This is a genomic window from Streptomyces sp. WM6378 (assembly GCF_001279695.1).
Lineage (GTDB): Bacteria > Actinomycetota > Actinomycetes > Streptomycetales > Streptomycetaceae > Streptomyces.
The window spans coordinates 79,387-91,370 of sequence record NZ_LGDD01000106.1 but is presented as its reverse complement, the minus strand read 5'-3'; the positions used below and the strand labels follow the sequence as shown (position 1 = coordinate 91,370).

Here is an 11,984-nt window from a genome sequence, read left to right as displayed (position 1 = left end):
AGGGACGTGATGATCATGCCGAGCAACCCCAACTTCCGTACAGCTGCCGCCAGTTGTCGACGATCCGTCATCCGCGACCCGCGCAACGCGCCCTCGGCCGTTCTGGCCGGAGGGCTGTGTGTCGCGCTGCTGATGACGCTCTCCGGATGCGGCGGCGACTCCGCCTCGGATGCCAAGAGCGCGTCCGGACAGGCCAAGGTCAAGGTGATGGTCGGCGGTCTGGACAAGGTCATCTATCTGCCCGCGATGCTGACCCAGCGGCTCGGCTACTTCAAGGCCGAGGGTCTGGACGTGGAGCTGCTGACCGAGCCCGCCGGGGTGCAGGCCGAGACCGCGCTGATCTCCGGCGACGTCCAGGGCGCCGTCGGCTTCTACGACCACACGCTCGACCTCCAGGCCAAGGGCAAGAAGGTGGAGTCCGTGGTGCAGTTCTCGCACGCGCCCGGCGAGGTGGAGGTGGTCGCCAACCAGGCCGTCGGCACTATCGGTTCGCCCAAGGACTTCAAGGGGAAGAAGCTGGGGGTCACCGGGCTCGGCTCCTCGACGGACTTCCTCACCAAGTACCTCGCCGTGCGGGACGGGGTGAAGACGAGCGAGTTCACGCCTGTCGCGGTGGGCGCGGGGCAGACGTTCATCGCCGCGCTGAAGCAGGGCTCCATCCAGGGCGGCATGACCACCGACCCGACGGTGGCGACCCTCGTCGACCAGAAGCTGGGCAAGGTCCTGATCGACATGCGCACGCCCGAAGGCTCGCAGCAGGCGCTCGGCGGTCCCTACCCCTCGTCCAGTCTGTACATGAACACGGAGTGGGTGAACGGCCACAAGCAGACGGTGCAGAAGCTGGTCAACGCCCTGGTGAAGACGTTGCGTTGGATGTCCGCGCACAGCGCCGATGAGATCGCGGCGAAGATGCCCGCGGACTACGCGCAGGGCGGCAAGGCCCTGTACGCGCAGTCGATCAAGAGCACGCTGCCGATGTTCACCAAGGACGGCGTCATGCCCGAGAACGGCCCGGAAACGGTCGAGAGGGTGCTCAAGGCGTTCAATCCCAACCTCAAGTCCGCCAAGGTCGATCTGTCCGGGACCTTCACGACGGAGTTCGTGAAGAAGGCCCCGCGGAGCTGACCCCGTAAGAGCCAACGCCGCAGAGCTGAAACCCCTGTGCGGGGTGCCTACAGCGAGGCCGCCCACGCGTAGCGGTGCTCGGGGCGGCCGGTCTCGCCGTAGCGCAGGCCGAGCCGCACCCGGCCCGCCCGCTCCAGGAGTTTGAGATAGCGCTGGGCCGTCTGGCGGCTCACCCCGGCCCGCTCCGCGATCTCCTGCGCCGAGAGCGGGTTTTCGGCCTCCTTCAGGACCCTGCGCAGCAGGTCGGCGGTGGTGGGGGAGTGGCCCTTGGGGAGGTCGGGCTCGGCGGGGACGGACAGTGCGCCGAAGATCCGGTCCACCTCCGCCTGTTCGGCCTCGCCGCCGCCGTCCAGGGTGCGGCGCAGTACGGCGTACGCCTCCAGCTTGGTGCGGAGCCCCGCGAAGTTGAACGGCTTGACCAGGTACTGAAGGGCGCCCTGGCGCATCGCCGCCTGCACGGTGGCGACGTCGCGGGCCGCGGTCACCATGATCACGTCGGTGTGGTGGCCGAGCCGGCGCAGCTCCCGTACGAACGCGAGGCCGTTCTCGTCCGGCAGATGGTGGTCGAGCAGCACCAGGTCCACCGGGTGCTCGACGATCCGGGCGAGCGCCTCGGTGGCCGAATGCGCCTGGGCGACCACTCGGAATCCGGGAACTTTCGCGGTGTACGCGGCATTGATGTCGGCGACCCGGGGATCGTCGTCCACGACCAGCACGTCGATCATCGCGCCTCCTCCACGGCCTTGCTCCGGTGTCCGTCGTCAGTGAGCTCCTGCTCCAGCGCCTCGCTCAGCGCATCCGGCAGGACGACGGTGAACTCCGCCCCGCCGTCCGGGCCGGTACCGACCCGGGCGCTGCCGCCCATCCGCTCTGCGAACCGGCCGACGAGCGCGAGACCGAGCCCCCGCTTGCCGTGGGCGGGCGGCTCCTTGGTCGTCCAGCCCTCGGTGAAGACGAGCTCACGTTGCTCGGCGGGGATACCGGGCCCGTTGTCGCGGACCCGCAGGACGACGGTACGTCCCTCGGCGCGCAGCTCCACCTCGACCGCGGCGCCGGGCGACCCGGCCGCCGCGTCCAGCGCGTTGTCGAGCAGGTTGCCGGTGACCGTGACCAGGCCGCGCGGATCGACGAGCCGGTCCGGCAGCGAGGTGGCGGGGGACAGGCTGAGGGCGACCGCGCGCTCGGCGGCGACCGTCGCCTTGCCGACCAGGACCGCGGCGAGCAGCGGGTCCCTGACCTTCTCGGTGACCTGCTCGGCGGTGGCCCGGTGCACCCCGACGACCTCGGTGATGAACTCGACGGCCTCCTCGTACAGCTCCAGTTCGAGCAGGCCGAGCAGGGTGTGCAGGCGGTTGGCGTGCTCGTGGTCCTGGGCGCGCAGGGCGTCGATCAGGCCCCGAGTCGAGTCGAGCTCACGGCCCAGGCGCTCAAGTTCGGTGCGGTCACGGAGGGTGGCGACGGCGCCCCCGTCGTCGGTCGGCACCCGGTTGGCCACGAGGACGCGGTGACCGCGCACGGTCAAGAGGTCGGTGCCCTCGACCCGCCCGGCGAGCACATCGGTCGTACGCCCCGCACCGAGCACCTCGTCAAGCGCCCGGCCCCCGGCCTCGGGGCCGACGCCGAGGAGGCGCTGCGCCTCGTCGTTGAGCAGCCTGATCCGGCCGTCGCGGTCGAGCGCGACCACGCCTTCGCGGATGGAGTGCAGCATGGCCTCGCGCTCGGCGAGCAGCCCCGAAATATCGGAGAAGGCCAGGTCACGGGTCTGCTTGTGGATGCGCCGCGCGATCAGATACGCGGCGAGCGCGCCCACCGCGAGCGCCCCGCCCGCGTAGGCGAGCAGGCCCGGGATCGCGTTCAGGAGCCGGGCCCGGACGCTGTCGTACTCGATGCCCACCGAGACGGCGCCGACGATCCGGCCGCCGGCGTCCCGCAGCGGCACCTTGCCCCGGGCCGAGCGGCCCAGGGTGCCGCTGTCGATCTCCATGACGTCGCGGCCCGTGAGTGCGTCGGTCGGGTCGGTGGAGACGACCCGACCGATCTCGCCGGGGTCGGTGTGCGACCAGCGCACCCCGCGGGTGTCCATGATCACCACGTATTCGGCGCCCGTCGCCCGCCTGATCCGCTCCGCGTCCGCCTGCACCGGCCCCTGGGCGGACGGCCGCGAGGCGAGCAGGTCGTCGGCGACCTGCGGCTGGGCGGCGGTGGTCGCGGCGATGGCCAGCGCGCGCCGCATGGCCTGGTCGTCGAGCTGGGCGCTGAGCGGGGCCAGGAAGAGCCCGGTCGCGAGCACGGCGACTCCGGCTGCGATGGCCAGCTGCATGAGCAGCACCTGGGAGAAGACGCGCCGCGGCCAGCCAAGCCGCCGCCGGCGCGGGGTGGTCCTGGTGGGTGGGGCGGTCATGGACAGGCACGTTAGACGGCCCGGGACGCATCCCGAAATCCCCCCGGGATCACAGTGCGATCTCCGTAAATGCCGCCCGGATTCGACGAAAGTCGCTTGCGTTGTTTGCGGATATCTTGCGAGCCGCTGTCGTGCTTCGTGGAAAGCCGCAGTATGCGCCAGTGACGGGGAGGAAAGCGATCGTTCCGGTTCGCCGGGTGGACCGGGACGCCGGGTTCTCGGGCTGGTCGTAGGGATGGACGCTCGGACACATCTCTGCAACTCTCTCACCGCTCAGCGCAAATTACGTGGTTCTTCGCTGCAGAAACCCAAGTCGCCAGAAGCCCTGGCGGCACGAACCCCCACCGGACACCCCCTAGTCGCGCAGATCGGGGACACATGAGAACGCACCGTTGGAAATGGCGGACGCGGATCAGATTGCTCGCCGCGGTTCTCGCCACCAGCCTGTTCATGATCGGTTGGCCCGCGCTCTCCGCCTCGGCGGCGGGCGCCACGGACCTGGCCGCCCAGAAGCCCGCGTCGGCATCCGGCGCCAACGGCCCGTACGTCGCCAAGAACGTCACCGACGGCGACCAGGCCACGTACTGGGAGAGCGCGGGCAGCGCCTTCCCGCAGTGGGTCCAGGCCGACCTCGGCGCCACCAGCAGCATCGCCGAGGTCGTCCTGAAGCTCCCCGCGTCATGGGCCGACCGCAAGGAGACGGTGTCCGTGCAGGGCAGCGCGGACGGCACGGCATTCAGCACGCTGGTGGGCTCCGCCGCGTACGGCTTCGCGCAGAGCTCCGGCAACACGGTGAAGATAGCGTTCGCCGCCTCGCGGGCCCGGTTCGTACGGATCGAGATCACGGCGAACACCGGCTGGCAGGCGGCCCAGCTCTCCGCGCTCGAAGTGCACGCGGCCGACGGGCCGAGCAGCACCAACCTCGCCCTCGGCAAGACCCTCACCGCGAGCAGCACCACCCAGACCTACGCGGCCGCCAACGCCAACGACGGCGACAAGGCGAGCTACTGGGAGAGCGCCAACAACGCCTTCCCGCAGTGGATCCAGGCCGACCTGGGCGCGACCGTGCCGGTCGACAAGGTGGTCCTCAAGCTGCCGGACGGCTGGGGCGCCCGCACCCAGACCCTCAAGATCCAGGGCAGCGCCAACGGCACCGACTTCACCGATCTGACGGCCTCGCAGGGCTACGACTTCACCGCGGCCAACGGGCTCACGGTGCCGGCCGCCTTCGACGCGGCCACGACGCGCTACGTCCGGGTGCTGATCTCCGGCAACACCGCCCAGCCCGGCGGTCAGCTTTCCGAGCTGGAGATCTACGGCCCGGCGACGGGTGACACCCAGCCGCCGAGCGCCCCGAAGAACCTCGCCTACACCGAGCCCGCCTCCGGTCAGATCCGGCTGGCCTGGGACGCGGCCACCGACAACACCGGGGTCACGGGTTACGACATCTACGCCAACGGCGAGCTGCGCACCAGCGTGGCGGGCAATGTCACCACGTACACCGACAGCCAGCCGGCGAGCGCCACGGTCGCCTACTTCGTGCGGGCGAAGGACGCGGCCGGCAACCAGTCGGCCAACAGCAACACCGTGACCCGGAACGGCAGTTCGGGCGATACCCAGGCCCCGACCGCGCCCGGCAATCTCGCCTACACCGAGTCGGCCGCCGGGCAGATCAAGCTCACCTGGACGGCCTCCAGCGACAACGTGGGGGTCAGCGGATACGACATCTACGCCAACAACCAGCTGCTCAAGAGCGTGGCGGGCGATGTCACCACGTACACCGACAGCCAGCCGGTCACGGTGACCGTCTCCTACTACGTGCGGGCCAAGGACGCGGCGGGCAACCAGTCCGGCGCCAGCAACACCGTGACCCGCAACGGAACGTCGAGCGGGGACGGCTCCAACCTCGCCGTGGGCAAGCCGATCACGGCCTCGTCCTCCACGTTCACCTTCGTCGCCGAGAACGCCGACGACAACAACACGGCGACCTACTGGGAGAGCGCGGCGGGCGGCTACCCGAGCACCCTCACCGTCAAGCTCGGAGCCAACGCGGACACCAACACCGTGGTCCTGAAGCTCAACCCGGACAGCAGCTGGGGCAGGCGGACGCAGAACATCGAGGTCCTCGGACGCGAGCAGAGCGCGTCCTCGTACACGAGCCTGGTGGCGGCCAAGGACTACACCTTCGACCCGGCGAGCGGGAACACGGTGGCCGTACCGGTCGCGGCGCGCGTCGCCGACGTCCAGCTCAAGTTCACCTCCAACACCGGTGCAACGGGCGGGCAGATCGCGGAGTTCCAGGTCGTGGGGGTGCCTTCGCCCAACCCGGATCTGGAGGTGACCGCGCTGACGGCCAGCCCGTCCGCGCCGGTCGAGTCGGACGCCGTGACGCTGTCGGCGACCGTACACAACAAGGGGACCAGTGCCTCGCCCGCGACCACCGTCGCCTTCCAGCTCGGCGGCTCCAAGGCGGCCACCGCGAACGTCGGCGCGCTCGCGGCCGGTGCCTCGGAGACCGTCAGCGCCTCCATCGGGACGCACGACGCGGGAACTTATCCGCTCAGCGCGGTCGTTGATCCGGACAACACCGTCATAGAACAGAACGACACCAACAACAGCTTCACGGGCAGCCCCCTGGTCATCAAGCCGGTCGACTCCAGCGACCTGGTCGCCTCCGGGGTCAACTGGACGCCGAGTGCCCCTTCGGCGGGCCAGTCGGTCGGCTTCTCGGTGACGCTGAAGAACCAGGGCACCCGCGCCTCGGCCGGCGGTAGCCACGCCGTCACGCTGACGCTGATCGACGACACGGGCGCCACGCTGAAGACGCTGACCGGCGCCTACAACGGCGCGCTCGCACCCGGAGCCACGGCGTCCCCGGTGAGCCTCGGCAACTGGACGGCGGCCAACGGCAAGTACACGGCGAAGGTGGTGATCGCGGACGACGCCAACGAACTGCCGGTGAAGCGCGCCAACAACACCAGCTCGCAGGCGTTCTTCGTCGGACGCGGCGCCGACATGCCGTACGACACCTATGAGGCGGAGGACGGTGTGACGGGCGGCGGCGCCCAGGTGATCGGGCCGAACCGGACCATCGGCGACCTCGCGGGCGAGGCGTCGGGGCGCAAGGCTGTCACCCTCAACTCCACCGGAAACTATGTGCAGTTCACCACCCGGGCCGACACCAACAGCCTGGTGACGCGCTTCTCCATCCCGGACTCGGCGGGCGGTGGCGGCGCCAGCGCCAACCTGGACGTCTATGTCGACGGCGTCTTCCGCAAGGCCATCGACCTCACCTCGAAGTACATGTGGCAGTACGGCGCCGAGGCCGGCCCCAACAACTCGCCGGGCTCCGGCGGCCCGCGCCACATCTACGACGAGGCCAACATCCTGCTCGGCGACACCGTGAAGGCGGGCAGCACGATCCGGCTCCAGAAGGACGCCGCGAACTCCTCCACGTACGCGATCGACTTCATCAACCTGGAGCAGGTCAGCCAGGCCCCGAACCCCGACCCGGCGGCCTATGCCGTGCCGGCCGGGACCGCTCAGCAGGACGTGCAGAACGCCCTGGACAAGGTGCGGATGGACACCACCGGCAAGCTCGTCGGCGTCTACCTGCCGCCCGGCACCTATGCCACCAGCAACAAGTTCCAGATTTACGGCAAGGCCGTGAAGGTGGTCGGAGCGGGCCCCTGGTTCACCCGGTTCGCGACGCCGCCCGACCAGGAGAACACCGACGCCGGATTCGACGTCCAGTCCTCCGCCAACGGCTCGTCCTTCACCGGATTCGGCTTCTTCGGCAACTACACCTCACGCAACGACGGCCCCGGCAAGGTCTTCAACTGGTCGAACGTCGCCAACATGACGATCGACAACGTGTGGGTCGAGCACATGATGTGCCTGTACTGGGGCACCAACACCGACCACATCACCATCAAGAACTCCCGGGTCCGCGACCTGTACGCGGACGGCATCAACCTCACCAACGGCAGCAGCGACAACACCATCAGCAACGTCGAGGCCCGCTCCACCGGGGACGACAGCTTCGCCCTGTTCCCGGCGACCGACATCAACAACGCGGACGAGACCGGCAACGTCTTCGAGAACCTCAGCGCCCTGCTGACCTGGCGGGCCGCCGGATTCGCCGTCTACGGAGGCACCGCCAACACGTTCCGGAACCTGTACGCGGCCGACATGCTCACCTATCCCGGACTGACCATCGCCACCCTGAAGTTCGGCTCGATCCCGGCCCTCGGCTTCGGGGCGGATCCGACGAACTTCCAGGGCATCTCCCTGGTGCGTTCCGGCGGGCACTTCTGGGGCGCGCAGGCATTCGGGGCGCTGTGGATGTACTCCGCCGAGTACGAGTTCCAGGGGATCCGGATCAGCGACCTCGACATCACCGATCCGACGTACTCCGGAATCATGTTCCAGACGAAGTACAACGGCAGTACGCCGCTGTACCCGATCAAGGACAGCGTGCTCACCGACGTCAGCATCAGCGGGGCGAAGAAGAGCGGCGACGCCTTCGACGCCAAGTCCGGCATCGGCATCTGGGCCAATGAGCTGCCCGAGCCCGGGCAGGGCCCGGCCGTCGGCGAGGTGACCTTCAACCACCTGAAGCTGAGCGACAACGCGCAGGACATCCGGAACACCACGTCCACCTTCAAGATCAACAACAACCCGTAGCGCCCGTAACGGAGGCCGCGCGGCGCCGCCCCGGGACTGCCCGGGGCGGCATCCGCACGTCCCGAAACCGAGCCCGACATCAACGCAAGCGGCTTGCATGACTTGCGCTAGTCTTGCGCGCATGACGCGACGACTTGCTCAGGTGGCGAAGAAGGTTGGAGTCAGCGAGGCCACGGTCAGCCGGGTGCTCAACGGCAAACCGGGAGTCTCCGAATCCACCCGGCAGGCCGTGCTCACGGCGCTCGACGTGCTCGGCTACGAGCGCCCCACTCAGCTGCGCGGCGAGCGCGCCCGGCTGGTCGGCCTGGTCCTGCCCGAGCTGCAGAACCCCATCTTCCCGGCGTTCGCCGAGGTCATCGGCGGCTCGTTGGCCCAGCAAGGGCTCACCCCGGTCCTGTGCACGCAGACCAAGGGCGGTGTCTCCGAGGCCGACTACGTCGACCTGCTCCTCCAGCAGCAGGTCTCCGGCGTCGTCTTCGCGGGCGGGCTCTTCGCGCAGATGGAGGCACCGCACGGGCACTACCAGCAGCTCGCCGACCGCAAGGTCCCGGTCGTCCTGATCAACGCCGCCATCGAGCACCTCGACTTCCCCGTCGTCGCCTGCGACGACGCGGTGGCCATGGAACAGGCCTGGCGGCACCTGGTCTCCCTGGGCCACCAGCGCATCGGCCTGGTGCTCGGGCCGCCCGACCACGTCCCCTCGCGGCGCAAGCTGGAGGCGGCCCGGGCCCTTGCCGAGGCGGCCGGCGCGGAGCTAGGCGAGGACCGCGTCGAGCGTGCCATGTTCTCCCTGGAGGGCGGCCAGGCCGCCGCCTCCCGCCTCCTGGAACGCGGCGTCACCGGCATCATCTGCGCCAGCGACCCGCTCGCGCTCGGCGCCGTGCGGGCCGCCCGCCGACGGGGACTCGACGTGCCCCGCGACGTGTCCGTCGTCGGCTACGACGACTCCGCGTTCATGAACTGCACCGAGCCCCCGCTGACCACCGTCCGCCAGCCCATCGAAGCCATGGGCCGGGCCGCCGTCGAGCTCCTGTCCGCGCAGATCCAGGGCGGCGTGGTGCCCCCCGGCGAGCTGCTCTTCGAGCCCGAGCTGGTCGTCCGCGGCTCGACCGCGCAGGTGCCGCGCTAGGCGCTTGCGTACCTCTGTCATCCAGCGCGTCGGGTCATGCGGCCCGGCGCGCTGCTGCGTGCGTCCGCCGCACCTCATGCGTACAGCGCTCTGTCGAAGTTTTACTAAATCAGCGCGAGATATTGCGCCACTGTGGCGCCGGTGGTTGAGTGTGCCGCGCCCCGCTGCCGTCAGCGACGGGCTTCCACGCTCCTCCCGAAGGGGTCCTGTGATGAGACGCACCTGGTTCAGTCCCGCACGACCAGCACGCCGCACCGCCGCCACCGCGCTCGTCAGCGCCGTCGCCCTCGCCGCACTCGCCGCCTGTGGAACCAGCAGCGACACGGGCAGCGGCGACAACAAGCCGGGCAGCGGATCGAGTGACCCCGCGGCGCCGCTCGACCCGAAGGCCAAGGTGGCCCTCACGATCGACTGCATGCCGCCGGCCGCGAAGGCCGCCGAGCTCAAGGAGTGGAACCAGGACGTCGCGACGTTCAACAAGACCTACCCGAACGTCAAGATCATCGGTAAGTCCACGCCCGGGCAGTGCGAGGAGCCGACCCGCTTCACCGCCGCACTCAAGGCGAAGTCCCAACCCGACGTCTTCTACACGTACTTCACCGATCTCCAGCAGGTCCTGGACAACAACGGCGCTGCCGACATCTCCGCCTACGTCACCGCCACGTCCGTACCGGCCCTGAACAGCATCGACCCGGCCGTCATGGGGGTGTACAAGAAGGACGGCAAGATGTACGGCCTGCCCACCAGCAATTACCAGATGGGCATCATGATCAACCGGAAGCTGTTCCAGCAGGCCGGGCTCGATCCGAACAAGCCGCCGGCCACCTGGGACGAGGTCCGCGCCGACTCCCGGGCGATAGCGAAACTCGGCAACGGCACCTACGGCTACGGCGAGTACAGCGCCGAGAACACCGGCGGCTGGCACTTCACCGCCGCGATGTACAGCCTCGGCGGCGACGTGGTGGGCGCCGACGGCAAGGCCGCCTTCGACAACGACACCGGCAAGCAGGTCCTCCAACAGCTGCACGACATGCGCTGGAGCGACCAGAGCATGAGCAAGACCCAGCTCCTCAAATGGGGCGACCTGCAGAAGCAGATCACCGCCGACAAGCTCGGCATGTTCCTCGCCGCACCCGACGACATCGCCTACATGGTCCAGCAACTCGGCGCCAAGTACGAGAACTTCGGCATGGGGCCCATCCCCGGCGGCAAGGCCACGCTCACCGGCGGCAACGGCTACATGATCAAGCAGGGCAGCTCGCCCGACAAGATCAAGGCCGCGATCGCCTGGCTGAACTTCAAGACCCTCAGCCCCGGCAAGGGCCAGTTCGACTGGGCCCGCACCAAGGCCGACCAACTGCCGGTCGGCGTGCCGCAGCCCAACTTCTTCACCGGTGACGTGAAGGCCGCCGACCTCACGTCCCGTACCGACAACGCCACCATGCCGGTCGCCAACTTCGCGCCGTACCTCGCCCACCCGATCCCCGGCAAGGCCGAGCCGCCGAAGGCCCAAGAGGTCTACAAGGTCCTCGACAACGCGATGTCCGCAGTGCTCACCAACAAGGACGCCGACATCACGAAGCTGCTCTCGACCGCCCGGACGCAGGTCGACCAGGTCCTGGCGAACCAGTAGCGCGCACGGCGGCAGGGGCCGGAGCATCCGCCGGCCCCGCCCGCCCCGGATTCAGGAGTGACGATGTCGGCCTCCACCCTGCCCACGCGGGAAACACCACGGACGCACCAGAGCCGTCCGCTGCCCCGGCAGCGCGGATTCGCCCGCGCGCTGCGGCGCAACCTCACCGCGCACGGCTTCCTCATCGGGGCCGTGCTCTGCTTCGCGTTCTTCTCCTGGTACCCCATGGTCAGGGAGTTCGTGCTCGCCTTCCAGAAGACGAAGGACGGCCGCACCACCTGGGCCGGCTGGTCCAACCTCCGTCACGTCTTCCACGACCCGGCGTTCTGGCAGGCCTGGCGCAACACCCTCCTTTTCACCGGTCTCGCCCTGCTCCTCGGCTTCGTGCTGCCGTTCCTGGTCGCCGTCCTGATCAATGAATTCCGGCACGGCCAGGGCTACTTGAGGCTCCTCGTGTACCTGCCGGTGATGCTGCCGCCGGTCGCCTCGGTGCTGCTCTTCAAATACTTCTACGACCCCGGGTACGGCCTGTTCAACCGGATCTTCGAACTGTTCGGCCTGCCGGAGCAGCAGTGGCTGCAGTCCACGCACACCGCCATGCTCTCGGTCGTCATCGCCGCGACCTGGATGAACATGGGCAGCGCGACCCTGGTCTACCTCGCCGCCCTCCAGGGCATTCCCGGCGAACTGTACGAGGCGGCCGAGCTCGACGGGGCCGGGCTGTGGCGCAAGATCTGGCACGTCACGGTCCCGCAAACCCGACTCGTGCTCTCGCTGATGTTCCTGATGCAGATCATCGCGACGATGCAGGTCTTCACCGAGCCGTTCCTGCTCACCAACGGCGCCGGCCCCGAGGGCTCGACGACGACGGTGGTCTACCTCATCTACCAGTACGCCTTCAACTTCAACAACTACGGCGGGGCCGCGGCGCTGGGCCTGTGCCTGCTGGTCCTGCTGGCCGGGTTCTCGGCGGCGTACGTGCGCCTGAGCCGCGACAGCGACGACTAGAC

Annotated in this window: 7 protein-coding genes; 5 read left to right on the top strand and 2 right to left on the bottom strand. The window is 69.1% G+C overall.

All coding sequences use genetic code 11. The annotated features are described in order from the left end of the window. The first annotated feature begins 132 nt into the window (after positions 1-132). Positions 133-1,125, top strand: a complete 993-nt coding sequence (locus ADK54_RS11730; protein WP_053725540.1) for an ABC transporter substrate-binding protein — start codon at positions 133-135, stop codon at positions 1,123-1,125. A gap of 47 nt (positions 1,126-1,172) precedes the next feature. On the opposite strand, the gene ADK54_RS11725 is transcribed toward ADK54_RS11730, so the two are convergent. Both ADK54_RS11725 and ADK54_RS11720 read right to left on the bottom strand, forming a co-directional pair. Continuing rightward, complete coding sequence (locus ADK54_RS11725; protein ID WP_053725515.1) at positions 1,173-1,850, bottom strand: DUF7342 family protein; 678 nt, start codon at positions 1,848-1,850, stop codon at positions 1,173-1,175. Then, on the bottom strand, positions 1,847-3,526 hold the full coding sequence (locus ADK54_RS11720; protein ID WP_053725514.1) for a sensor histidine kinase: 1,680 nt from the start codon (positions 3,524-3,526) through the stop codon (positions 1,847-1,849). Before ADK54_RS11720 ends, ADK54_RS11725 begins: the two co-directional genes overlap by 4 nt. A 378-nt stretch (positions 3,527-3,904) precedes the next feature. On the opposite strand from ADK54_RS11720, the gene ADK54_RS11715 reads away from it, so the two are divergent. The 4 genes from ADK54_RS11715 to ADK54_RS11700 all read left to right on the top strand — a co-directional run bounded on the left by ADK54_RS11715 (position 3,905) and on the right by ADK54_RS11700 (position 11,982). Next, positions 3,905-8,212 (top strand): discoidin domain-containing protein, encoded by a 4,308-nt coding sequence (locus tag ADK54_RS11715; RefSeq protein WP_078966313.1) that lies wholly within the window; start codon positions 3,905-3,907, stop codon positions 8,210-8,212. 121 nt (positions 8,213-8,333) lie between these two features. Further along, positions 8,334-9,341 carry a LacI family DNA-binding transcriptional regulator gene (locus ADK54_RS11710; protein ID WP_053725513.1) on the top strand — a complete coding sequence of 336 codons (1,008 nt, stop codon included), beginning with the start codon at positions 8,334-8,336 and terminating at the stop codon, positions 9,339-9,341. A gap of 211 nt (positions 9,342-9,552) precedes the next feature. Then, positions 9,553-10,974 (top strand): ABC transporter substrate-binding protein, encoded by a 1,422-nt coding sequence (locus ADK54_RS11705; protein WP_053725512.1) that lies wholly within the window; start codon positions 9,553-9,555, stop codon positions 10,972-10,974. A gap of 63 nt (positions 10,975-11,037) precedes the next feature. Next, positions 11,038-11,982: a carbohydrate ABC transporter permease gene (locus ADK54_RS11700; RefSeq protein ID WP_053725511.1), complete on the top strand. Its 945-nt coding sequence runs from the start codon at positions 11,038-11,040 to the stop codon at positions 11,980-11,982. Positions 11,983-11,984 lie beyond the last annotated feature (2 nt).

What these genes read in the sequence shown, in the direction of transcription:
- ADK54_RS11730 (WP_053725540.1), top strand. Translation starts at nt 133, where the DNA reads ATGACGCTCTCCGGATGCGGCGGCGACTCCGCCTCGGATGCCAAGAGC.
- ADK54_RS11725 (WP_053725515.1), bottom strand. Translation starts at nt 1,850, where the DNA reads ATGATCGACGTGCTGGTCGTGGACGACGATCCCCGGGTCGCCGACATC.
- ADK54_RS11720 (WP_053725514.1), bottom strand. Translation starts at nt 3,526, where the DNA reads ATGACCGCCCCACCCACCAGGACCACCCCGCGCCGGCGGCGGCTTGGC.
- ADK54_RS11715 (WP_078966313.1), top strand. Translation starts at nt 3,905, where the DNA reads ATGAGAACGCACCGTTGGAAATGGCGGACGCGGATCAGATTGCTCGCC.
- ADK54_RS11710 (WP_053725513.1), top strand. Translation starts at nt 8,334, where the DNA reads ATGACGCGACGACTTGCTCAGGTGGCGAAGAAGGTTGGAGTCAGCGAG.
- ADK54_RS11705 (WP_053725512.1), top strand. Translation starts at nt 9,553, where the DNA reads ATGAGACGCACCTGGTTCAGTCCCGCACGACCAGCACGCCGCACCGCC.
- ADK54_RS11700 (WP_053725511.1), top strand. Translation starts at nt 11,038, where the DNA reads ATGTCGGCCTCCACCCTGCCCACGCGGGAAACACCACGGACGCACCAG.